This window comes from Lachnotalea sp. AF33-28, assembly GCF_003477885.1.
GTDB lineage: Bacteria > Bacillota > Clostridia > Lachnospirales > Lachnospiraceae > AF33-28.
The window spans coordinates 45770-69295 of sequence record NZ_QUEE01000016.1; the positions used below are offsets into that span (position 1 = coordinate 45770).

Annotated in this window: 17 protein-coding genes; 12 read left to right on the forward strand and 5 right to left on the reverse strand. The window is 51.1% G+C overall.

The genetic code is table 11. The features are described from left to right. Window positions 1–96 precede the first annotated feature (96 nt). Window positions 97–1530: a phospholipase D family protein gene (locus DWZ56_RS18715; protein WP_243095364.1), complete on the forward strand. Its 1434-nt coding sequence runs from the start codon at window positions 97–99 to the stop codon at window positions 1528–1530. A 131-nt stretch (window positions 1531–1661) separates the two neighbouring features. On the opposite strand, the gene DWZ56_RS18720 is transcribed toward DWZ56_RS18715, so the two are convergent. Then, complete coding sequence (locus DWZ56_RS18720; protein ID WP_158584658.1) at window positions 1662–2141, reverse strand: DUF2975 domain-containing protein; 480 nt, start codon at window positions 2139–2141, stop codon at window positions 1662–1664. 278 nt (window positions 2142–2419) lie between these two features. On the opposite strand from DWZ56_RS18720, the gene DWZ56_RS18725 reads away from it, so the two are divergent. Together DWZ56_RS18725 and DWZ56_RS18730 are read left to right on the forward strand one after the other, a co-directional pair. Beyond that, window positions 2420–3799 carry a TldD/PmbA family protein gene (locus DWZ56_RS18725; RefSeq protein WP_118558134.1) on the forward strand — a complete coding sequence of 460 codons (1380 nt, stop codon included), beginning with the start codon at window positions 2420–2422 and terminating at the stop codon, window positions 3797–3799. Window positions 3800–3810: 11 nt separating this feature from the next. Next, window positions 3811–5157 (forward strand): TldD/PmbA family protein, encoded by a 1347-nt coding sequence (locus tag DWZ56_RS18730; protein WP_118558135.1) that lies wholly within the window; start codon window positions 3811–3813, stop codon window positions 5155–5157. A gap of 36 nt (window positions 5158–5193) precedes the next feature. Here the strand turns inward: DWZ56_RS18730 and DWZ56_RS18735 are convergent, their stop codons facing one another. Then, window positions 5194–6246, reverse strand: coding sequence for a helix-turn-helix domain-containing protein (locus tag DWZ56_RS18735; RefSeq protein WP_158584659.1), 1053 nt, complete (start codon window positions 6244–6246; stop codon window positions 5194–5196). A 384-nt stretch (window positions 6247–6630) separates the two neighbouring features. Here DWZ56_RS18735 and DWZ56_RS18740 point away from each other — a divergent pair, with 384 nt between their 5' ends. From DWZ56_RS18740 to DWZ56_RS18760, 4 genes are all read left to right on the forward strand, one after another. Next, window positions 6631–7974 (forward strand): MATE family efflux transporter, encoded by a 1344-nt coding sequence (locus DWZ56_RS18740; RefSeq protein WP_118558137.1) that lies wholly within the window; start codon window positions 6631–6633, stop codon window positions 7972–7974. A gap of 585 nt (window positions 7975–8559) precedes the next feature. After that, complete coding sequence (locus tag DWZ56_RS18750; RefSeq protein ID WP_118558139.1) at window positions 8560–12015, forward strand: MSCRAMM family protein; 3456 nt, start codon at window positions 8560–8562, stop codon at window positions 12013–12015. 176 nt (window positions 12016–12191) lie between these two features. Further along, window positions 12192–13277, forward strand: coding sequence for an aspartate-semialdehyde dehydrogenase (gene asd, locus DWZ56_RS18755; protein ID WP_118558140.1), 1086 nt, complete (start codon window positions 12192–12194; stop codon window positions 13275–13277). Window positions 13278–13294: 17 nt separating this feature from the next. After that, entirely contained in the window at window positions 13295–14338 is a 1044-nt protein-coding gene (locus DWZ56_RS18760) for an aldose epimerase family protein (protein WP_118558141.1), read from the forward strand. Between the two features lie 143 nt (window positions 14339–14481). Here DWZ56_RS18760 and DWZ56_RS18765 read toward each other — a convergent pair whose 3' ends face one another. Then, window positions 14482–15489: a YeiH family protein gene (locus DWZ56_RS18765; protein WP_118558142.1), complete on the reverse strand. Its 1008-nt coding sequence runs from the start codon at window positions 15487–15489 to the stop codon at window positions 14482–14484. Window positions 15490–15734: 245 nt separating this feature from the next. Between DWZ56_RS18765 and DWZ56_RS18770 the strand changes: the two genes are divergently transcribed. From DWZ56_RS18770 to DWZ56_RS18785, 4 genes are all read left to right on the forward strand, one after another. After that, window positions 15735–16634 carry a LysR family transcriptional regulator gene (locus tag DWZ56_RS18770; RefSeq protein ID WP_118558143.1) on the forward strand — a complete coding sequence of 300 codons (900 nt, stop codon included), beginning with the start codon at window positions 15735–15737 and terminating at the stop codon, window positions 16632–16634. A 237-nt stretch (window positions 16635–16871) separates the two neighbouring features. Continuing rightward, window positions 16872–17207 (forward strand): cyclic-di-AMP receptor, encoded by a 336-nt coding sequence (locus tag DWZ56_RS18775; protein ID WP_118558144.1) that lies wholly within the window; start codon window positions 16872–16874, stop codon window positions 17205–17207. Window positions 17208–17210: 3 nt separating this feature from the next. Continuing rightward, the gene (locus DWZ56_RS18780; protein ID WP_118558145.1) at window positions 17211–18143 is read left to right on the forward strand and encodes a magnesium transporter CorA family protein; all 933 of its coding nucleotides are present in this window, start codon (window positions 17211–17213) and stop codon (window positions 18141–18143) included. Window positions 18144–18183: 40 nt separating this feature from the next. Then, window positions 18184–19956, forward strand: a complete 1773-nt coding sequence (locus DWZ56_RS18785; RefSeq protein ID WP_243095366.1) for a glycoside hydrolase family 2 protein — start codon at window positions 18184–18186, stop codon at window positions 19954–19956. Window positions 19957–20047: 91 nt separating this feature from the next. On the opposite strand, the gene coaW is transcribed toward DWZ56_RS18785, so the two are convergent. Further along, window positions 20048–20866 (reverse strand): type II pantothenate kinase, encoded by an 819-nt coding sequence (coaW, locus tag DWZ56_RS18790; protein WP_118558147.1) that lies wholly within the window; start codon window positions 20864–20866, stop codon window positions 20048–20050. A 271-nt stretch (window positions 20867–21137) separates the two neighbouring features. Here coaW and DWZ56_RS18795 point away from each other — a divergent pair, with 271 nt between their 5' ends. Continuing rightward, a complete protein-coding gene (locus DWZ56_RS18795) occupies window positions 21138–21833 on the forward strand; it encodes an HAD family hydrolase (protein WP_118558148.1) in 696 nt (231 codons plus the stop codon). 98 nt (window positions 21834–21931) lie between these two features. Here the strand turns inward: DWZ56_RS18795 and DWZ56_RS18800 are convergent, their stop codons facing one another. Next, window positions 21932–23452: a DUF1846 domain-containing protein gene (locus DWZ56_RS18800; protein WP_330424921.1), complete on the reverse strand. Its 1521-nt coding sequence runs from the start codon at window positions 23450–23452 to the stop codon at window positions 21932–21934. Window positions 23453–23526 lie beyond the last annotated feature (74 nt).

Here is a 23526-nt window from a genome sequence, read left to right on the forward strand (position 1 = left end):
AATTTTGATAGAGTTTTTTAAGAAAGAAAGCGGAGAGCCGGATTGACGAACCGATGTAATCATGCTAGAATTTCTTGTATGAAAAGAGGAAAGAAAATGTCTGTTATGAAATGGATTGTCCGTATCCTGCTGGTCTTTCTGTTATATGTGATTGCAGGAGCGCTGCTCCCCTTCGCTTTCCCTAAAAAGGTAAGCGAGGACTACAGCAGCAAGGTGGATCCCTCCGCCTTTTACGGGACGGGAACCGGTGTGGATCGGGCGGCGATCGTGGAGACCAATAAGGAAGCCCTGGATGTTCGGATACAGATGATACAGGAAGCGAAGGAGCGCATTATCCTGACCACATTCGATATACGTCCTGGGGACAGCTGCAACGACGTATTTGCGGCGCTTCTGGCGGCAGCCGACCGCGGGGTGAAGGTACAGGTGATGGTGGACGGATTGTACGGCACAGTGCATATGTCGGGCGATCCGCTGTTTTATGCCGCCGGCAGCCACCCGAATTTTGAAATCAAGTTTTATAATGTGCCGAATCTTCTGATGCCCTGGACAGCGAACGGCCGCATGCACGACAAGTATGTAATCGTGGACGATAAACTTCTGCTGGCAGGCGGGAGAAATACTTTCGATTACTTTCTGGGGGAAAATCAGACATCAAACCCCAGCTACGACAGGGAAGTGCTGATCTACAATACCGCCTATGAGGATGCCGCGAACCGCGAAAGCGTCCTGTTTGAGGTAAAGGATTATTTTGACGCGCTCTGGGAGGAAGATTCCTGTCAATATGTGTTTGACAGCGTTCCCGGCCGCCTTAAGGCGAAAACAGAATCCTCCGCCGAGTGGCTGCGCAGCCATTATCAGGAGATGGCGGATCAACAGCCGGAGCTGTTTGCCGAGTCCTTTGACTATGAGGCCGTGACAATGGAAACGCATAAGATCTCCTTTATCCATAACCCCACGCATATTATGGCGAAGGAACCCTATGTATGGTATGAACTGGAGCAGCTGATGAAGCAGGCAAAGAGCGGTGTCTACATACAGACCCCCTATGCGGTTTTCAGCAAGGATATGTATCAGGGGATGAAGGACATAGACCGAGCGGTGGGACAATTTTCCATGCAGGTCAATTCCGTTGCCGTGGGAGATAATTTCATGGCATCATCGGACTATGTCCACAACCGCGGTAAGATATTGGATACGGGTGTGGATCTGTATGAATTTCAGGGAGACCATTCCTCCCACGGCAAATCCATACTCGTGGACGATGATATCGCGGTGATCGGATCCTTCAACCTGGATATGCGCAGTGTTTATATTGATACGGAAGTGATGTTTGTCATTCACAGCGAAGAGATTAACCGGGATTTGAATGGAAAGATTGCCGCCATGCATGCGCAGGCGTTAAAGGTGGGACAGGACGGAAATTATGAAGAGAATCCGGATGTGCCTGCGGTACAGCTGCCCGGGCCGAAGAAGTTCCTCTTCGGTATCACCTCATGGGTGTTCCAGCTGTTCCGATATTTGATCTGAAAAAAGCTCCGGCGCCAATGTGCTGTATACGCATTGACGCCGGAGCTTTTTATTTCAGACAGGGCATTATGCCGCTAAAGCGATCCGCAGCAGCAAAGAATCCTGTTTGCAGCTTTTATTTAACAGGGCGGTTATATCGTGAGGTCGTTTTCCTGCTTCATCTGCCAGGCCTTTTCGATCAGATGGGACAGGACGGCGGCAATGACTGCAATAGCGATACCTGCGGCTATGATGAACAGGGCTGCGATAAAGAGAAAGATATGCAGCGAGTTGGCCAAAAGCAGCACCAGTATACCGATCAAACAATATGCGGTATCGATCAGGGCAAGGCGGCCGATGTTCTGCAGCGATTTTGCATTTTCATGGCTGAAGGAATTGTCCTTTCCGATCTGGACGCAGACCTTCCAGAACTGGTAGAGCGCCAGATAGCAGGGGATGGCGCCGATCCAGATCATGATCAGGTATAGATAGAACAGTGAAGAAAATTCCGGATAGAGCGTCAGCATATTCCTGCCATAGGTGGGAACGAATAAAAAGAAGAACAGCCCTCCGATGATTCCTACAAATATGGTAACGCCCTTTAGCCATTGTGATAATTTTAACTGCTGCATAATGTGTTTTCTGCTCCTCCCGCTCCGTCCGTTCTGCCGGATATTTGTTACTTGAATTATATAAGAAGAAAAACTGAAAGTCAACATCTATTTATCGAAAAACGATAACTTACCCTGTCTTGCGCGGGAACTTTACGGTAACTGTGAACGGTTACTTACCTGCCTTTGCATCGGTTTTCCCGCTGCCGAAACTGTTATATACAATAAATTATGGTTGCCGGAACGTTTTTATTTCGCTATAATTTAGATCAGATACAGACGGTGAAGGAAGGAGAGCTATGATTGAAAAAAATATATTAGAAAAAGTGCTTGCCAGGGCTATGGCCACCGGTGCGGATTTCGCAGAAGTGTTTGTGGAACGGACAAAAGAAAACGAAATCGTGATGACCGGAGGAAAACTGGATTCCATACATGACGGACTGTTGTCCGGAGCCGGTATCCGTGTATTCAATGGCCTGCGTTCTGTCCATGTTTCCACCACGGATATCACGCAAAGCGGTCTCATGGCATGTGCGGCGAAAGCAGCGGATGTGATCGGACAGAGCCGTTCAGAGAGGATGATCCGCTTGACGGAACGCTTAAACGGCGACCGGCATCCGATTAAAACAGTGCCGTCCAGCGTGTCAAATGCGGTAAAACTGGAGATTGTAAAGGAGGCTGATGCGGCGGCCCGGGGGTATGACAGCGCCATCGCACAGGTTAAGACCAGACTGATGGATTTTGACCACAATATACTGATTGCCAACAGCGAGGGGCTTTATACGGCTGACCGGCAGATACGGACCAGACTCATGGTGGTCTCCACGGCCAGCGACGGCATGTCCAACCAGCAGGGCTTTAGTTCACCGGGCCGGCGCATGGGTCTGGAGATGTTTGAAACCATATTGCCTTCTGAGGTTGGAAGGGCCGCGTCGGCGCAGGCAATGACCATGCTTAAGGCCGGATACTGCCCGGCTGGCAGGATGGCGGTGGCCATTGAAAACGGTTTTGGCGGTGTTATCTTTCATGAGGCATGCGGGCATTCGCTGGAAGCCTCGTCGGTGGCCTACGGCCAGTCTGAATTTGCCGGGAAACTGGGCTTACGGGTGGCCTGTCCCAAGGTGACAGCGGTAGATGACGGCACGATCCCAGGGGCATGGGGCTCGGTCAATATCGATGATGAAGGCACTCCCTCCCGGCGCAATGTACTGATTGAAAACGGCATCTTAAAATCCTACCTGGTGGATCGCTTTAACGGCCGGCGTATGGGCATGCCGTCTACCGGCAGCGCAAGGCGCCAGAGTTATTTGTTTGAGCCGACTTCACGCATGACAAACACATTTCTCCTAAATGGGCCGGATCGCAATGAGGATATTATAGCTTCTATAGAATACGGTCTTTACGCAAAAAGTATGGGCGGAGGATCTGTGAACCCTGTGACAGGAGCGTTTAATTTCAGCGTCAGGGAAGGGTATCTGATCAGAAACGGAAAAGTATGCGAACCTGTCCGTGGAGCGAGCCTGATCGGCAATGGGGCAGAGGTGCTGTCCGCAATCGATATGGTGGGGCAGAATCTGGCAACGGCACAGGGAATGTGCGGGTCATCCAGCGGAAGTATCCCGACAGATGTGGGGCAGCCGCTGATCCGTGTGTCTTCTATAACCGTGGGCGGAAGATAGGAGGGGTCAATATGGATTTTAATAGATGGAAAGAGCTGGCAGTTAAGGAAGCGAAAAGGCGAAACCTTACAGATTACGAACTATATTATGTGGAAGAAGAAATGGCAAAGATCAGCGCCTTTCGGGAGGATGTGAAGGGGTTTTCCAGCCAGAAGCAGGGAGGAATCTGTTTAAGGCTGACTGCGGACGGTCGGACCGGCTATGCGTCCACAGAGCTGCCGGATGAGAGTCAGATCGGAATGCTGTTCGACCGGGCGCTGGAAAATGCATCGCTCTTTGAGACGGCATCGGCGGAAGGGCTGCGTGCCGATGAAGAAATATATGGAGAGAAAACGGTGGAAGCATATGACATTCCCGATGTTGCAAGCCTTACGGAAGAAGTCCTTGCGCTCCAGAAAGCGGCCTATGCCGCGGATGCGCGGGTATCGGACGGCACAGAGAGCTGCGTGATCAGCCGCAGGCGTACAGTCAGGCTGTATAATCCCCTCGGACTGGATCTGGAAAATAGCACCGGCTATTCCGTGGCGTTTATTGAGGCGCTGGTAAGGCAAGGGGATGAGACCAATGTGGGCCGGTCTTTGGCAGTCGGTGATATGGCGCAGTTTGATCCGGATGGGATGGCAAAGGAAGCGGCCGGTGACGGATGCGCTAAGCTGGGCGCAGTTTTGGTGCCATCCGGAAGCTATCCTGTGATCTTTGACAGCCGACAGATGATTACATTTTTAGAGGCGTTTAGCGCAGTGTTTTCGGCAGAGAATGCGCAGAAGGGCTTATCGCTGCTTTCGGGACTGGAAGGACAGCAGACAGCAGCAAAGTGCGTTACCCTCATAGAGGACCCGCTGTGCCGTTATAGTCCGGTGCAGACGCCTTTTGATGATGAGGGAACAGCGGTTCGGGAAAAGAAGATCATAGACGGAGGAATACTGACCACACTTTTGTATGACCGAAAGACAGCCGGGGTGGCAGGCACGGTGAGCACAGGAAACGGAATAAAGGGAAGATATGACCAGACCGTCTCGCCGGGATATTTCTGTCTGTATCTGAAACCGGGAGTGAAAAGCCGTGAGCTGCTGTGTGCAGGAATCAAAGAGGGCGTACTTGTGAATGAAATTAAGGGGCTGCATGCGGGAACCAATGAGGTGACCGGAGATTTCTCTATTGAAAGCGCGGGATTTTTTATCAGAGACGGCAAAGTATCACACCCGATCAAGTCTTTTACGGTAGCCGGCAATTTCTTTGACCTGCTGAAAGATATTCTGGCGGTGGGTTCCGATCTGCATTTCGGCATGCCCAAAGGGGCATCCGTGGTCGGATCCCCCTCTGTTTTGATTTCGCATTTGTCCGTGGCAGGAAAATAACCGAACCGATCAGAGCCGCAGAAACGAAAAGCAGGATCATGTAAGCGGATGCTGCTCCAATAAGCTGTCAAAATCCGTCCGGTTTTTTAGAAATTCCATATCCTCATCGCTCTTAATGGAAGCTAAAAGACCTGGCAGTATTTCTGAAAGATCAGATTTATTCTGCGGGATCTTCTGCGGGACATGGCGGTAGAGCCTGGATTGGGAAAACAACCATGGCTTCTTTAATGCATCAGCCATCCCTGTCAGCATCTCCATACAGGTATCGCCGTCTTTTTTGGCGGCGGCCAGTTCGAATGCTGCCACATAGGAGTTGTATTCCCAGCTCTCCAGCAAACGTGAGGATTTTTGTGAAACCTCCGCGAGATAACCGGCGGTTTCCATATCATTTTCATTTAATGCCAGCGTCATGAGCGCCAGCAGGGCAGACTGAACATCGCTTGCCGCCGCCATCAGCTTGCGTTCCAGTATCTGCGCGGCCTCATCCAGCCGCCCCAGCTTGACGAACAGATTGGCCTTCATGTGGTTCTTGTCCACGGCCGGCTTATCGGTCAGCTGATCTAACAGTTCCTCGGCTCTGTCATAGTCGCCGTGCTGCATGCAGCGGGCAGCCAGCATATAATTGGCAAAGTCCCTGGTCGCCATATCGTCACACAGCGCGGCCCGCTCATAAAGCTGTTCAAGCTGTTCGGAATAGCTTTCCCTGGAGGCAGGAGCGAACATGAACAGCGCGCCGTCCAGCGTAGATGCGGTCATGCCAATCAGCGGACCGCAGTCCGGGTACTCCTGCAGCTTTTCCATTGCCACAGCATAACCTTTTTCAAAACCGTCCTGTTTTATGATGCTGCTAAGCTCTTCGCAGAACAGGCCGATTTCCTGTTCGGTCAGTTCTTCTCTGAAGGAGAACAGCGTATTCAGATCGGTTTTCAGGAGGCGGGCCAGCGCCGGAAGTACGGCAATATCCGGACAGGCGTTTCCCTTTTCCCATTTGTTAAAAGCTGAAGCGGATACGCCGAGCCGTTTGGCGGCCTCCTCCTGTGTCAGGTTTTGTTCTTTACGTTTTATTCGTATGATTTCGTTTAGTTTCATTTCTATCCTTTCCGCGCGCTCTAATATCATCGATCGATGTATTCATGTAGCTGCTTAGACGGCGCATCTTCTTGACCGAGAAAGCCCCGCCCTCCGAAACTGCTACATATTTATCATACCAGATACGGTCTGCGCATACAATGGAGCAGCATTCAAGAATCTCCGGCAAAAATTTACTGTACAGAAAGTTTGTTTCCAGCAGATCAGATCCCACCGTTTACGTCCGTAGTTCGCGCGTGGTCAGTGGCTGCCTGTAGTTCATGCGAGGTTCGTGGCTGCCCGCTGCTTGACAGCCGGCAGGGAAACATCTATACTAAACAGAGCTGATTTGGGCCGCATAGGGTGCGGCCGCACCTTACCGGCAATAAGGAGAAGTAAATAGAAATGGAAAAGGAATATCTGATACATAAAAAACCGATAAAAGCGCTCTTTCTGTTTGCGCTGCCGATGATCATCGGCAATCTGTTCCAGCAGTTCTATACCATGGCGGATTCAGTGGTGGTGGGCCGTTTTGTAAATGAAAATGCCCTGGCGGCGGTAGGCGCATCTTACTCGCTGACAACAGTATTCATATCTGTCGCCATCGGAGGCGGCATGGGCGCTTCCGTGATCACCAGCAGGTATTTTGGCGCCAGGGAGTACGGAAAGATGAAACGGTCTGTTTCCACCGCTCTGCTGTCGTTTCTGGTTCTGAGCATTATTCTGGGGATCGTAGGAGCGCTGTGCGGAAAGTCGATCATGCGGGCTTTAAATACGCCGGCACAAGTGCTGGATATGGCGTCGGAATACTTGAATATTTATTTTCTGGGCCTGCCCTTTTTGTTCATGTATAATGTGCTGTCGGCGATGTTTAATGCGCTGGGGCGTTCACGCATACCGCTGTATCTGTTGATCTTTTCTTCTATATTTAATATCCTTCTGGATATTTATATGGTGTGCTCTCTGCATATGGGAGTGGCAGGGGTGGCATGGGCTACGCTGATCGCACAGGGAATTTCCGCAGTGGCGGCTTTCCTGCTCTTCCTGAAGGAAATGTCCACTTATCCGGCCGACCGGCAACCTCTCTTTGACGCTGCAGAATTGGGCAGCATGGTCCGCATTGCGCTTCCGTCTATACTGCAGCAGTCCACGGTGTCCATCGGCATGATGCTGGTGCAGTCAGTGGTAAACAGCTTTGGCGCGGAGATGCTGGCAGGCTTTTCGGCCGCTATGCGGGTGGAAAGCATTTGCGTTGTGCCGATGGCGGCCATGGGCAATGCAATTTCCTCCTACACTTCGCAGAATATCGGAGCCGGAGAGATGGAGCGTGTTCCAAAAGGATATCACTCCGGTTTATGTCTGATTGGGGGATTTGCCATGGTGATCTGCGCGGCACTGGAGCTCTTTTACAGGCCGATCATCACCATGTTTCTGGGGGCGGACGGCACACAGCTCGCTATGCAGACGGGCATAGGCTACCTTAAGTTTATGGGCTGGTTTTTCGCTCTGATCGGATGTAAGATGCTGACGGACGGGCTGCTGCGCGGAGCGGGTGATATGAAGATGTTCACTGTGGCTAATCTGGTAAACCTGGCGATCCGCGTCATTATCGCTGTTACGCTGGCACCTGCCTTTGGTATACAGATGGTATGGTTTGCGGTTCCGATCGGCTGGCTTGCGAACTTCGTCATATCTTATCTGGAATACCGTACCGGGAAGTGGAAGAGGACGGGCAAAGCGATATCATAAAATAATTCATGTTTGGACGTTTTCGGGTACAGGGCTGTTTCTAGCGGATGGCTTGTCCGGAGGACCGATAAAGCAGCAAGTGCCAAGCAGAGAGATTGGCACTTGCTGTTATTAAAAAAGATCAAAGGTCCTTCTCTATTTTTATTCCGTACTCATGATATAGACGATTTCGAAATATCTCATCACCGGCTGCACGAAGAAGATCATCTGAACGGGAGTCTTGCAGCAGACGTGAGGTCAATTGGGCGAAATAGTCTTCGCCCTTTTTCACACCCTTTTTCACACCGAGTTCTGTATAGTATTCTCTGACGGTAGCTTCATCCGATTCCCGCATTTCACGGCGCGAGAGCGTGTCCCAATGAGGACCATGCTCTCTTCTGTCATATGCGGGAAGTTAACGGCAACAGTTTACGGCAACAGCAAAAAAACTGTTGAATTATTTCCAAACCTATGCTATTTTAGAGTAACAACCAATCAGATCGGGCATTTCTGCCCCTCCCAATCCCCAATAAGAGAACTGAAATAACAACAGCAGGCAGTCAGGAGACACCTGATGATAGTTTGTACAATTAAGGAGATCAATCCATGAGAAGACCTTATTTTTCTGCGCGCTCATTTTGGATAAGAGCGCTGGCTTATGTCTGTGCCTTGATTGCCGCATTCGGCATGTTTTGGGCACATCCTCTGACCGCGGAGGCGGAGGATTCATTTTACTCTTCAAAGGTGGGGACGCATTACATATCGGACAGCGATCCTGTCTACAGCCATGGCATGGCCTATGGGGTATACAACGCGTATTATCATAACGGAGTCCGCTGCTTCTGCTTAAACGGGGGGCTGGACGATCCGAAGGCATCCGATGCCTATGCTCCGGTGGACTCAGGGCAGATTCATTCAAGCGGGGGGATCCGGACCATACTGGAAAACGGCTTTCCGTACAACAGCGCCTATTGGTCGGCGCGGGGGCTTAGTGAGGAGGCACAGTGGCAGGCTACACAGCTTGCGATCTGGATGTATGTGCAGATTAACGATTCCTCCTACCATGGCAAGAACTACAATGCCAACCACCATACTCGCTATGGGAATCTGACCGGTGAAGACGCGGCCGGGATGGCGGATACCCTTTACCGTATTGCCCATTACGGAGATGCGTCTGTAAAAATTCCTCACAGCGTGGGGGTACAGGAAAAGAGTGTGGAGGGGGACCGGCTGACTTTCGTGATTCAGGCAGAAAATCTAAGCGGTTATGACGGGATCATAACTGGAATAGACGGCGGTGACAGCCTGTGGCTCAATGGGGAACCGATTACCCTGACGAACGGACAGTTTCACTCGGAAACCGGTAACGGAACAGACAGGCTTACCGTACAGCTTAAAAAGTCTGCCTCGGTACAGCTGGATCTGACCGGGTATTATGGGGAATACAACGCGGAGCTGGTGTGGTTTGAGAGCGGGAAATCCACCACCCAGGATATGCTGGAACTTCGCAGCCTTACATTTGGCACAGGACAGACAAACGCATCCGGACAGGAAAATGTGCAGGTTTACGGCTTTGGCAAGATAAAGAAGGTATGCTCGGAAACCGGTCGGGAGCTTGACGGCGCGCTGCTGGGATTTTATCGGGATAAAGGCTGCAGCGAATTGGCCGCACAATCGGCAGGCGGCCAGGAGGTACAGCTGGAACCGGGTATTTATTATGTAAGAGAGATTACAGCACCGCCCGGCTATTATAACGGACGTTCGGTGATTCAGATCGAGGTGAAGAGCGGTGAAACGGCAGAGATCACCTTGAAAAATGACCGCATAAAGGGCAGGATCGAGCTTGTAAAGAGAGATCTGGAGACGGGACAGCCGGTACCGCAGGGGGACGCGGCATTGTCCGGTGCAGTATACGGCCTGTATGCGGCAGAGCCGATCCTGCATCCGGATCAGAAGACGGGGCAGCTCTATGAAAAGGACCGGCTGGTTGCCGAGATGACCACCGACGGTCAGGCAAGAGCGGTATTGGAGGATCTGTATCTTGGCAGCTACTATATCCGTGAGTTACACAGAAGCACGGGATATGAGCTCTGCGCCAAAACTTATCCGGTAACGATCGCGGATCCGGGCCAGGACACGCCGGTAGTGACCGTAGAGGCCTCTGTGGAGGAACAGGTGATCCGCCAGGCGGTGGAGCTGCATAAAACTACCGATGAGGGAACACTGCTGGATCATTCGGGATTCTGCTTTTATCTGCGCAGTGATCTGGTGAAGCAGGGGCTAGGGCAGAACCCGGACGGCAGCTATGATTACAGACATTTTGACTTTTCGCTGGCAGAGCCTCTGAAAGCGGGAGAAAATGGGGAGACGGTGATCTATACAAACACCGATCATTTAAATCAGAGCATTGTGAGGACCGGGCTGCTTCCTTATGGTGTTTATACTGTGGCGGAACAGCAGCCCACGGAGCTTCCCAACAAGGAATATGAAACTGCGGCGCCCATAGAGATTGAGATACCCTTTGACGGTGTCCATAGGATGGAAGATATCGAGTGGAGCATGCTGCCGGAGCCGGGGAACCTGGCTGACCCGGATAAATCGGAAGGGTATCAGCATGTAAATGTCATGAATAAAGTTTACCGCTGCAGGCTGAAGCTGGTGAAAAAGGATAAAGAGAATAAAGAGCCGCTTTTGAAAGCAGGCGTTCTGTTTGAGCTTTACGACAGCGATAATCATAAGGTGATCCAGTATCAGGAGACCGGCAGCAGGCGCATCGGATATGAGGTTTACGAGACATCCGCAGACGGCAGCCTGCGCACCTATGAACCGCTTAGAGCGGGAGTATACCTGTTGAAAGAAATACAGCCTCCGGAAGGATACCTGCCGGCAAAGGATATCCTCATTGAAATCTATTCCGACCAGGTGAGCTTTACGGAGGAGGGAGAGCGCGTGCAGGAAGCGGAGGTGATTTCGGGAAGCGGAGGGGATACAGCTGTTGTGGAGGTATTGGATCAGCCGATACGGGTGTGTGTCCATAAAGTGGAAACCGGTTCAGAGGGAGAAATCCATGTCCCGGACGCCAGATTATGCCTGTACAAAGCGGAAAAGGTCGATCCGGAGCTGATTGAGATAAGTGAAACGGATGGCGAAATGGCAGCACTGTATCCGGCCGTGCGGGAACGTTTTGTCTGGAAGGAGAGAACGTTAGCTGATCAGACGGTGGTGCGCTATGTGGAAAAAGAAAATGTCACGGAAACCGTCCGCCTCTATTGTGATACAAAGTTAAAGGAACCGACGCTCATCGAAACGGATGAAGGGGATCTGCTGGCCTATCTTACCGATGAAACAGGAGCAAAGGAAGCCGTGCCAGGCGCGGCCTGGACTACGGAGGATGCCGGCCGCAGCCTGATGAGAATCCCTTGCGGCCATTATATACTGGAGGAGCTTCAGGCACCGTGCCATCTCGGATATGTGGCTTCTTTGCCCATGGGAATTTATGTTCCGGCGCTTGAAGAAGAACTTAATGTGTATTTTGAAGACAGCTATACCACCCTGGAGGTACACAAACTGGATGCAGAGAACGCAAAACCGCTCTCCGGAGCCTCTTTTGCCATTTACTGCTCAGATAAATCCGGCGGCAGAGGAGAGCTGTATGAAGAATTTGTTACAGACGGGACGCCGGTCGAGTTCACCCACATCCCTCCAGGTTTTTATATAATGGAAGAGACAAAAGCTCCGGACGGATATCAAAAAGCAAAGCCCATGCATTTTGAGATAATGGAAACCGTCGACAGGCAGAAGCTCATTGTTTATAACAGGACGGTTACAGAAAGCGTGCCAGAAACTCCGGTGGAGACAACACCTGCCCCGGAAACGGTGCCGGCTCCCACAACACAGGCTCCGGTTCAGACAACGCCGGCACCTTCGGATGCGTCATTGGTGCCGAGTCCTTCCGCCGATACCGGAGACGCTTTCGCGGCTCTCGTCTGGATTGCTATTTTTTGCTCATCTTTTGGCCTGATCTTATTCATATCGCATAAACTTTCAAAAAAACACCGTTAATCGGTTGCATTTTTCGTCAAAATGGGGTACGATACTTTCCAATAAAGTATGATCGCAAAAGACAAGTGTGCGCAAAGCGCATACGCACTGCGGAGGCGGTGCCGAAAATGGCAGCTTTTTTCCGCGGCGGATTTCCTGCGGTAATACCGAATGAGTAAGAAAAAGGAGAGTACGTTATGAGTGAAAAGCTTAAGGTAGGTATCCTTGGCGGTACCGGAATGGTGGGACAGAGATTCGTGTCCTTATTGGAGAATCATCCCTGGTTTGAGGTCGCGGCGATTGCTGCCAGCCCCAGAAGCGCGGGTAAGACATATGAGGAGGCTGTCGGTGGACGTTGGAAAATGAGCACTCCGATGCCGGAAGCTGTGAAACATATCATCGTTAAAAATGTAAACGAAGTGGAAGAGGTAGCTTCCTGCGTGGATTTCGTATTCAGCGCGGTGGACATGACCAAAGATGAGATAAAGGCCATTGAGGAAGCTTATGCGAAAGCGGAAATCCCCGTAGTCTCCAACAACAGCGCCCACAGATGGACGCCCGATGTGCCGATGGTGATCCCGGAGATCAATCCGGAACATCTGGAGGTAATCCCGTTCCAGAAAAAGCGTCTGGGAACTTTGCGCGGATTTATTGCCGTTAAACCCAACTGCTCCATACAGAGCTATACGCCCGCCCTCCACGCGTTAAAACAGTTCGGACCCAAGGTGGTGGTTGCTACCACCTATCAGGCGATCTCAGGCGCGGGTAAGACCTTTAAAGACTGGCCGGAGATGGTGGACAATGTTATTCCCTTCATCGGCGGAGAAGAGGAAAAGAGCGAGCAGGAGCCTTTAAGAATCTGGGGCAAGGTGGAAGACGGCGTGATTAAGAAGGCGGATGCGCCTTTAATCACCACACAGTGCATCCGTGTGCCGGTTTCTGACGGACATACGGCCGCCGTGTTCGTATCTTTTGAAAAAAAACCAACAAAAGAAGAAATCCTGAAATGCTGGGCCGAGTATAAGGGGGAACCGCAGGAACTGGGACTTCCCAGCGCTCCGAAGCAGTTCATCAAATATTTTGAGGAAGACAACCGCCCACAGGCAAAACTGGATCGCGATTACGAAAAGGGCATGGGCGTCTGCCTGGGCCGTTTGAGAGAGGACACGGTATACGATTATAAATTCGTGGGTCTGTCCCACAATACCTTGAGAGGCGCGGCAGGCGGGGCCGTTCTGGTAGCGGAGCTGCTGACAGCAAAAGGATATATAAAAGCAAAATAAGACAGGCGGAGGATGGTATGGCGATTACAGTCAGGGAGTTCGGGGTTACAAAAAGCGGGGAAAAGGCATCCCTTTACACGATGACAAATGAAAACGGCATGCGTGTCAGTGTCAGCGATTATGGCGCTACGCTGGTATCCGTATTGGTTCCGGATAAGGCTGGACAGATGGCGGATGTAGTTTTGGGTTATGACGATGTGGCTGAATATGAGGAGAAAGCCGGGCATTTTGGCGCTACGGTGGGAAGAAATGCCAACCGCATCGCGGGCGCGGCGTTCTTACTCGGCGGCAGACGGATTCAGCTTTCCACAGCCGGCGGTATAAATAATCTGCACAGCGGTCCGGACTATTACGGCAAGCGCTTCTGGGAGGCGCAGGCGGAGGAAGGAAGTCTTGGTTCTTCCGTGGAATTTTCTCTTTTCAGTCCGGATGGGGATCAAGGTTTTCCTGGCAATGCGGACATTACGGTCGTCTATACGCTGACGGCAGATAATGCGCTTATGATTTCCTATCATGGCGTCTGCGATCAGGACACGGTCATGAATATGACAAACCACAGCTATTTCAATCTGGCGGGACATGATTCCGGAACCGTGCTGGATCAGGAGATATGGCTGGATTCGGATTATTTTACGGCGGCTGACGAGGCGTCCATTCCTACAGGAGAGATCCGCCCTGTTAAGGGTACGCCGATGGATTTCACGGTTCCTAAGCCGATCGGCAGAGATATCGGTGCTGAGTATGACGCGCTGATTTTCGGCAAGGGTTATGATCATAACTGGGTGCTGAAAACAGACGGGGAACAGAAGCTGGTGGCCAGGCTGACAGACCCTGTATCCGGCCGCGTCATGGAGGTATATACGGATCTTCCGGGCGTACAGATCTATACCGGCAATTTCGTGGATACCGTCGGAAAGAACGGTGCGAAATACGATGCCAGAAGTGGAGTCTGCTTTGAAACACAGTACTATCCGGACAGTGTGAACAAGCCGGAATTTCCTTCACCGGTCGTTAAGGCGGGAGAAGAGTATGACACTGTGACAGTCTATAAGTTTTTATAATGTATGAAAATAAATAATCTGGGAGCTGGCGCACGGAGTGATTCGCGCGTCAGCTCCCAGATTATTTAAGCATGTCGTTAAAGCGGCCCGCCGCAGGCGGAAAGTCCCGAAAGAAGATTTTTACATATCTATGTATTTGCTGTTTACCATATACCGAGGACATGCTGCATCCCCAGGCTGACCAGCGCGATTCCGATCCAGCAGCACATGCCCATGAAGATGGGCTTGCCGCCGGTCTTTACCAGCTTGACAAGATTGGTGTTCAGGCCGATGGCCGCCATGGCCATGATGATAAAGAACTTGCTCAAATCCTTTAACGGGCCGGTTACGGAAGCGGGCAGAGAGAACACTGTGGTCACAACGGATGCCAGCAGAAAGAACAGTACAAAATAAGGAAATATTTTTTTAAGGCTCACATGATTCGCGGTCTGGCCGGCTTCTTTTTGGGTGCGGATAAAAGCCAGAACCAGCGTGATCGGTATGATGGCCAGCGTGCGGGTCAACTTGACGATAGCGGCTGAATCCAGCGTATTGCTCCCATGGATGCCGTCCCAGGCGGTAGCTGCAGCAGTGACGGAGGAGGTGTCATTGATAGCCGTGCCTGCAAAAAGGCCGAATCCTTCATTGGACAGGCCCAGCATGCTGCCAAGCGTCGGAAAGATCAGCGCTGCCGCCACATTGAACAGGAAGATTACGGATATGGCCTGAGCGATTTCCTCATCGTCCGCTCCGATGACAGGAGCGGTCGCGGCGATAGCGGAGCCGCCGCAGATAGAGGAGCCTACGCCGATCAGCGTGGAGATCCGTGAGGGTATTTTCATCAGTCGGCAGACCACAAACGCGATAATCAGTGACGTGGAGATCGTGGATAAAATGATCGGCAGAGACTGCCTGCCTTTGGAGAGTATATCGGTCAGATTCATGCCAAAACCCAGCAGTATCACCGCATACTGGAGGATCTTTTTGGAAGTAAAGGTGATGCCGGGCTGCAGCGTATCCCTGGATTTCAGAAACAGCGTGATAACCATACCGAGAAGAATGGCGAAAACCGGACCGCCCACCACCGGGAGCAGATGCCCCAGATACCAGGAAGGAACAGCGATGCAGAGACACAGAAGAAGACCCTTCCAGTTTTTCTTGATAAAGTTCATAATAAACTCCTTTCACCGATGCGTACATTATTGCCGCCCATTTTCAGCACAGACAGCGTGGACAATTATATCATTTTCTAAAGATAAAATGAAATTATAATTATTTATTTATAAATAAGATTATGTTATTATATTATACGATCCTAAGCGGCGTGTTGAACGCAGGCGGGTTGCTGGGCGGCTAAGCTGACTGCTGCTATATTTTAGTTTATTTCCATAGGAAATGTTTACGGAGGAAGAAAAATATGCTGGATTTTCGGATCGACACTTTTCTGGCGGTGTGCGCCCATATGAATTATACAAAAGCGGCAGAGGAATTAAACATCACACAGCCCGCCGTTTCACAGCACATACGGTATCTGGAGGAAACATACCGGACAAGGCTGTTTCAGCACAGGGGAAAGAAGATCGAACTGACAGCTGCCGGACGCCTGTTCCTAAGTTCCGCCATCACGATGAAGCACGATGATCTGCGCCTTAGGGAAAAGCTTGCCGAGGTGAGCCGCAAGAAAAACCGGCTGAATTTCGGAGTGACGCTGACCATCGGAGAATATGTAATGCCTGGGCCCATCGCTTCCTATCTGCAGAAATATCCGGATACCGCCATACGGATGCTGACGGCGAATACATCCGAGCTTTTAAAGCGGATGAATTCCAGTGAAATTGATTTTGCTCTGGTCGAGGGATATTTTCCAAAGGAGGAGTATGATTCATTGGTTTATTCCAGAGAGCGCTATATCGGCGTATGCAGGAAGGACTATCCTTTTCATAAAAAGGTACGCAGGATTGAGGATCTGCTGCCGGAACGGGTGATCATACGGGAACCCGGATCGGGCACAAGGGAGATTTGGGAGAACGTGCTGGAGAGCAAGAACCTCGGTGTTCACGATTTTCGGAATGTGGTGGAGATCGGCAATATCAATGCGATCAAGCAGCTGGTGGGAGACGGGCTTGGAATCACCTTCCTGTACCAGGCCGCAGTGCAGAAAGAGCTGGAAGAAGGACTGCTTGCAGAGATCTCATTGGAGGATTTTCATATAACGCATGATTTCACATTTATCTGGAGAAAGAACAGCATATTCGCAGAGGATTACCATGAACTGTTCGAACTGCTGGCCGGACGCGATGCCGTAACGGTTAACTAATAGAGCTGCTGTTCACAGTTACTGAAAAATTCCCGCGTGTGAACAGTAACAAACTGTTACTGAAATAGCGAATCAAAAACAGAATTTGCTGGAAAATTTCGATAATTTATATTATAATAAGGTATAGTTACATAAATAAGATGACAGTAATCGGAGGCCGGAGCATGAGATGCAGATCAGTCACGGATATAAGGATGGCATGCCGCGGCAGATGAACGGAAAGGCAGGGATTTTGTTATGAAGATGATTTATGCGATTGTACGCGCTGAAGACGGCAGTATTGTAATTGAAGAACTGAACAGGCAGGGGTTTAGCGTTACAAGGCTTTCAACCACCGGCGGTTTCCTGCGTAAAGGCAACAGCACCCTGTTAATTGGAACGGAAGACGAAAAGGTTGACGAGGCGATCGACATCATACGGAAAGAGTGCGGCAAGCGGCAGCAGATCGTATATAATATGCCTTATACCGCGGAGGGAGTTCCGATGAACACCAGCCAGGCAATCCCGGTCAATGTGGATGCGGGCGGAGCTACCATATTCGTTCTGGATGTGGACCGGTATGAGAAGGTATAAGCGATGGCTGTCATGCAGAAAAATCACATCTATCTGTTGAATGGACAGCAGATACTAAAGACAGATACTTTAGAGGCGGCAGAGGACGGTTTCACTGCCGCCTTTTATGATATGGAAGAACTTGAGAAACTCTGCCTGCAGGGAAGGTATCCGCAACAATTGTTTAATGAGGGGAAAAATCTGCGGATTACGAAACTGGAGGAGTACGAAGAGTCCGTTCTTTGCGCACTCTGTGTGCCCATAAAAAGCGATATATTGAAGAGCCATGCGAAGTTTACCATACTGATCCGTAAAGATCAGATGATTTTTGCGCTTTACAACCGGGAAGCGGAGGAACTTCTGGAGACATTTACGCCGTCCCGCCCTGCTAAGGGGATGACGCCGGAGCGGTTTTTATACGAGTACTTGGGCAGCCTGCTGGAAAGCGATCTTGCATTTCTGGGTGAACTTGAAAATCAGATTACACGGCTGGAAGAGCGCACTCTGAATAATATGCTGGACAATTTCAACCGTAAGATCGTTAAGGTACGCAAGGAACTGATGTATCTCCACAGCTTCTATGCCCAGCTTCTGGATCTGGCGGAAGGGCTGGAGGCAAATGAATATGACTATTTTGAATCCGGCAGGTATTTTGACCATCTATCCAAACGGGTGGAGAGGCTTTGCCAGTATGCGGAGCTGCTTCGGGAATATTCGGTGCAAATCCGTGAGATCTATCAGGCTCAGATCGATGTCAGGCAGAATCAGACCATGAAGCTTCTGACCGTGGTATCCACGATCTTTCTGCCTCTGTCGCTGATTGCGGGCTGGTACGGGATGAATTTTGTCAACATGCCGGAACTGGAGTGGAAGTACGGATATCCGGCCGTAGCGGTGATCAGCATAGCGGTGGCGCTCATATGCATCTGGTATTTTAAAAAGAAAAAGATGTTTTAAGGCGTTTTAAAAGGGATGGGGGTATAACAGGATGGGATTGATGACAAGATGGGGGCGGCAGCTGTCAGAAGAGCCGGAAGAGCAGGCCCTGGATGAGTATCCGCGCCCAGCCATGGTCCGGTCCGGCTGGAAGAACCTGAACGGATATTGGGACTACTGTTTTACAAAAGCCCGGTCATGTCCGGAGCGTTTTGACGGACGGATCCGTGTGCCGTTCTCCCCGGAAACGGAGCTGTCCGGTGTGCAAAGACAGCTGCAGCCCGGAGAATGCCTGTGGTATCACCGCACGGTGGACTGTGACGCCGACCTGTCAAAAGAGCGGGTGCTGCTGCATTTCGGCGCGGTGGACCAGTACTGTGAGATCTTTCTCAACGGGAGTCTGGCAGGAAGTCATATGGGCGGCTATCTGCCCTTTGATATCGATATCACTTCTTACCTGCATGAGGGAAAGAATGATCTATTGGTGATGGCGGAAGATGAGACGGACGCTTCCTATCACAGCAGAGGAAAACAGAAGCTTAAGCCCGGAGGAATGTACTACAGCGCCCAAAGCGGCATCTGGCAGACTGTCTGGATGGAAAATGTCCCGGCAGGCTATATACATAAACTGCGGATCGTTCCCGACCTGGACAGACAGGAAATCCGCATAAGTGCAGAATGCAGTGAGCGCATGCAGGTAAAAGCTGTCGTTTATGAGGGCGATCTTGCGGTGGGGAAGGCTGAATTTCTGTCGGGCAGCGAAGGGATGTGCCTTGCCATACCGTCTCCGAAGCTGTGGAGTCCAAAAGATCCCTACCTGTACCGGGTTGTGCTGTGTGCGGGAAAGGATCGGGTGGAGAGCTATTTTGCCATGCGCAAATGTTCCGTTCTGCCGGATAAACGGGGAATCCTGCGGTTTTACCTCAACAACCGCCCCTATTTATTTATCGGACTGCTGGATCAGGGATACTGGCCGGAAAGCCTGTACACGCCGCCTTCAGATCAGGCGATGGTTCAGGATATCCTCATGGCCAGACAACTGGGCTTTAATCTGCTTAGAAAACATGCAAAGGTGGAGCCGGAGCGCTGGTACTACCACTGTGACCGCCTGGGCATGCTGGTATGGCAGGATATGGTGAATGGCGGGAGCCCCTATAAGGACTGGTTTGTCACCTATCTGGGCACGGTGCTGTCCTGGACGCCCATCCGTGTTTCCGACCGCTTCCGCGGGCTTCTGTCCAGAAAAGATGTGGAAGGAAGGGACGAGTACAGGAGAGAGCTGGCGGATATGACAGAGCGCCTGGGAAATCATCCCTGCATCATAGCATGGGTGCCCTTTAATGAAGGGTGGGGGCAGTTTGATGCAGAGAAGATAACGGAGCTTCTCGTGCATCTGGATCCGGGCCGTCTGGTGGATCAGGCCAGCGGCTGGTTTGACCAGGGCGGAGGCGATGTAAAGAGCATCCATAACTATTTCAGAAAGCTTAAGGTTAAGCCCGGAAAGCGAGCGGTAGCCCTGACGGAATACGGCGGCTATTCGTGGCTGGTGAAGGGGCACAGCAGCAAAGAAAAGGTATACGGTTACCGCTGTTATGAGAGCGGCGAAGCGCTGACGCATGGGTATGCCGGCCTGATGCGTGACCAGATACTGCCCGCGCTCAAGAAGGGGCTCTCCGCGCTGGTGTATACTCAGCTGTCCGACATAGAAGAAGAGGTGAACGGACTTATCACCTATGACCGGGAGGTGATGAAGATGGATGCCGATACCGTGAGACAGTTAAACAGGCAGCTTTGGGAGGAATTTAAGAGAGTGACCGGAAAGGAAGACGCGTAAGGCTTATAACAGGATGTTCCAAAACACTCCGCAAAGTGAAGGCGATATGCCTTTGTTCTGCGGAGTGTTTTCTATCTTAAAGTTCCGGCCTCTATAGGTAGGGAACGGTGGCGCCGATTGCGGTGGCAAAGACGGCATTGTGGGGTATGATGAAATTCACGCTGTGCATATGGCTTAATTCGTTAAATACCGTTTTGGCCTGTGGGACATGGGCCAGGGAGCCGGTCAGAACGATGTCCTTTACAGGAGTATCCAGGCACGCGAAAACAGCCAGCATACCGACGGTCTGGTACAGCATGTTGAGAAGTCCCAGGGCAAAGTCTGCGCTGTCGGCGGTGTTTTCTATCTTGCCGAAGTTGGATGCCGTCGCGTGAGGGGGCAGCGACGGAATGATCGCATTGCTGATATCCTGTATGGAGAGATCCACCTTCTGCAGGTTGCCCTTAGAGGCCAGATCGGTGATGACGGAGAAGTCGTTCTCCTTAACCAGACGGGAGGCGAGGCCCATCAGCGTGCCGCCTCCCACGCCGCTGCCGCCGATATGCTTCATGCCGTCTTTTCCGGCCCTGACATAGGCGGTTCCGGTTCCCATGCTGACCACCAGCGCATCTGTAAGGCCGGACAGCTTCAGGCCGCCATAGCCGATTGCCTGGAATTCTTCCATTTTCACCGTGGGGATATCATAGATATCCTCCTGAAAATAGGAGGCACCCACCCCGGTCAGCACAATTTTGGAGACCTCCTTCAGCGACAGACGTGCCTTGCGTAAAAAGCTGCCGATGGCCCCATACATGGAGGTGATCTGATCCCCCGCTTTGACCTGAACTGTGTCCACCAGTGACTTATCGGATTGGAAGCCCACAATCTTAGTTGTGGAGCCGCCCACATCAATGCCCAATATAATACTCATAGATGATTCCTCCTAACTTTCCTGTCACCAACCGAAGGCCGATGACCGCTTCCACTCTAAGTGGTACTTATTAGTTTATCCTCCGCGCAAATCCTTGTCAAGCGCTGTTCAGGGCGAGGTTACTGTTCACGCTGCCGCAAACGCCCCACGCATAGTGGGGCAGCCGTGAGCAGTAACGCGGCGGGAGTTGCTGCCGACAGCGATTGTGCGTGAGAAAGATTTCTGATATAATGTCATCATCCGAAGATGAATATACGGAGGGCTATACGGCATGAAGAAAGTATTGTTCTGGGATTTTGACGGCACCCTGGTTTATTCCAATCATCTGTGGAGCGGATCCGTTTACCGGGTATTAAAACACAATATGCCGGAGAATCAAACCTCGTTCGACCGGGTGAGGGCATTTATGCGCACGGGCTTTCCGTGGCATACCCCTGACTGTGATTTTACCCGATGTCTGGACGGGCTGTGGTGGGAATATATGTATGCGAAGCTGGAGGCGGATTATGTGGGCATGGGCGTTGAACAAACACAGGCGCAGCAGTTTGCCCGACAGGTCAGAGAGGAGATCTTAAATCCCGAAAATTATCTGCTGTATGAGGATACTCTGGAGACGCTTACACGCTGCATGCAGAAAGGGTATCACAATTATGTGCTGTCCAATAATTATCCCGAGCTTGTGCAGGTCATGGAGCAGTTAGGGTTGATGTCCTATTTTGAAGAGGTGGTGGTTTCAGCCAGGGTGGGGTATGACAAGCCCCGCAGAGAGATCTTTGACTATGCAAGAAGGCTGGCCGGGATGCCGGAGGTCTGCTATATGATCGGAGATAATCCGGCGGCGGATATACTGGGAGCCGCCCGCGCGGGCATACCCTCCGTGCTGGTGCACAGAAAATTCGGTTCCGGAAGAATTTCCGATGCAGCCTATGAGTTTGAACGGCTTGAGAGCATACTTCTCATTCTGTAGAACGCAGGATTACTCTTGTCAGTAAATGTAAAAGGAAGATCCGCAGCGGATCTTCCTTTATACGTACGCCTGGCGGCGCACATCGCTATAACGTTTTATTATACATAATACAGGTTGGATGACTGATACTCCGGATCACAGGTGATATCCACGCCCAGCTTTCGAAACAGCTGCTCTTCAGGCTGTCCCAGCATGGCGCTGGAATGGGCCTGACACCCTCTTAAGCCCTTCAGATTGTCCACAGCCAGCTTTGCCACGGGGTTGGTCGCACAGCAGACACACAGGGCGTTTAAGATCTCCTGCGCGGTGAGAATGCCGTCCTTGCCTTCCAGGACCTCGATTTTTAATGTTACAATCGGCTTTATTACAACCGGAGAGATCATATGGATTTCATCGGCTATATTGCTTAAATACTTGATCGCATTGAGGATACAGGCCGCGCTGGCCGTCATCAGGCCGGATTTTTTGCCGGTGACAATGGTGTGATCATGCAGTTCTAAAGCCACAACCGGTGTCAGCTCACCGTTTTCTTCCGCCAGGGTCTCTGCGCGCATTCTTGCGGGCATTACCGTGCGGCGGTCGGTCACCTTCAGCCCCAGTTCGTCCATCAAAAGGCTTACGCGTTCAAATGTTTCCTTATCGACATACCCTTTTTTATATTCGCAGGCCGTTTTGAAATAGCGGCGGATGATCTCCTGTCGGGAAGCTTCTTTCACCACGTCATCGTTGATGATGCCGCAGCTGATGCGGTTAACACCCATATCCGTAGGAGACTGGTACATGGATTCTCTGCCGGTAATCTTTTCAATGATCCGTTTGATGACCGGAAACATTTCCATATCGCGGTTATAGTTTACCGCCATAATGCCGTAGGCATCAAAATGAAAGGAGTCGATCATGTTGACATCCTTTAAATCGGCGGTGGCGGCTTCATATGCAATATTCAGCGGATGCTTCAGGGGCACGTCCCACACCGGGAAGGTTTCAAACTTGGAATACCATGCTTCATTGCCCATTTTTTGTTCATGATACAGCTGGCTTAGACAGGTAGCGAGCTTTCCGCTGCCCGGGCCGGGGCCTGTTACGACCACGATTGGCTTGGTGGTTACAATATATGGATTGGCGCCGTATCCTTCGTCACTTACGATGGTCTCCACATCGGTGGGGTACCCCTTGGTGGCCTTATGGGTATAGGTGCGGATACCGCGGCGGTTCAGCTTATTGATAAATACTTTGGTGGCCGGCTGTTCTTCATAGCGGGTGATCACCACGCTGTTGACATCCAGATTGTATTCACGGAAATTATCGATGAGGCGGAACACTTCCAGATCATAGGTGATCCCATAATCGTCCCTCATCTTGTTGCGTTCAATATCCCCGGCGTAAACACAGATGATGATCTCTGCCTGATCTTTCAGCTTCTGCAGAAGCTTCAGCTTTACATTTTCATCATAACCGGGCAGAACACGCTTGGCATGCAGATCATTCATGAGCTTTCCGCCGAATTCCAGATACAGCTTCTGGCAGTTATTGACCCGTTCCAGGATATACTTGGACTGGTCAGTCAAATACTTTTCAGAGTCGAATCCTAATTCCATCTCTCTTTCCCCGCTTCTCATTCATTCGTCATTCCTGTTGTGCATGGGAGATCCCCCAGGCACACACATCATCCTATTATAGCATTGACGATACA

Excerpts from the sequence above, each read along its gene's own strand:
- DWZ56_RS18765 (WP_118558142.1), bottom strand. The coding sequence starts at position 15,489 with ATGAACTTTATCAAGAAAAACTGGAAGGGTCTTCTTCTGTGTCTCTGC.
- DWZ56_RS18800 (WP_330424921.1), bottom strand. The coding sequence starts at position 23,452 with ATGAGAAGCGGGGAAAGAGAGATGGAATTAGGATTCGACTCTGAAAAG.
- DWZ56_RS18715 (WP_243095364.1), top strand. The coding sequence starts at position 97 with ATGTCTGTTATGAAATGGATTGTCCGTATCCTGCTGGTCTTTCTGTTA.
- DWZ56_RS18795 (WP_118558148.1), top strand. The coding sequence starts at position 21,138 with ATGAAGAAAGTATTGTTCTGGGATTTTGACGGCACCCTGGTTTATTCC.
- DWZ56_RS18750 (WP_118558139.1), top strand. The coding sequence starts at position 8,560 with ATGAGAAGACCTTATTTTTCTGCGCGCTCATTTTGGATAAGAGCGCTG.
- DWZ56_RS18770 (WP_118558143.1), top strand. The coding sequence starts at position 15,735 with ATGCTGGATTTTCGGATCGACACTTTTCTGGCGGTGTGCGCCCATATG.
- DWZ56_RS18740 (WP_118558137.1), top strand. The coding sequence starts at position 6,631 with ATGGAAAAGGAATATCTGATACATAAAAAACCGATAAAAGCGCTCTTT.
- coaW (WP_118558147.1), bottom strand. The coding sequence starts at position 20,866 with ATGAGTATTATATTGGGCATTGATGTGGGCGGCTCCACAACTAAGATT.
- DWZ56_RS18775 (WP_118558144.1), top strand. The coding sequence starts at position 16,872 with ATGAAGATGATTTATGCGATTGTACGCGCTGAAGACGGCAGTATTGTA.
- DWZ56_RS18735 (WP_158584659.1), bottom strand. The coding sequence starts at position 6,246 with ATGAAACTAAACGAAATCATACGAATAAAACGTAAAGAACAAAACCTG.
- asd (WP_118558140.1), top strand. The coding sequence starts at position 12,192 with ATGAGTGAAAAGCTTAAGGTAGGTATCCTTGGCGGTACCGGAATGGTG.
- DWZ56_RS18760 (WP_118558141.1), top strand. The coding sequence starts at position 13,295 with ATGGCGATTACAGTCAGGGAGTTCGGGGTTACAAAAAGCGGGGAAAAG.
- DWZ56_RS18780 (WP_118558145.1), top strand. The coding sequence starts at position 17,211 with ATGGCTGTCATGCAGAAAAATCACATCTATCTGTTGAATGGACAGCAG.
- DWZ56_RS18730 (WP_118558135.1), top strand. The coding sequence starts at position 3,811 with ATGGATTTTAATAGATGGAAAGAGCTGGCAGTTAAGGAAGCGAAAAGG.
- DWZ56_RS18720 (WP_158584658.1), bottom strand. The coding sequence starts at position 2,141 with ATGCAGCAGTTAAAATTATCACAATGGCTAAAGGGCGTTACCATATTT.
- DWZ56_RS18725 (WP_118558134.1), top strand. The coding sequence starts at position 2,420 with ATGATTGAAAAAAATATATTAGAAAAAGTGCTTGCCAGGGCTATGGCC.
- DWZ56_RS18785 (WP_243095366.1), top strand. The coding sequence starts at position 18,184 with ATGACAAGATGGGGGCGGCAGCTGTCAGAAGAGCCGGAAGAGCAGGCC.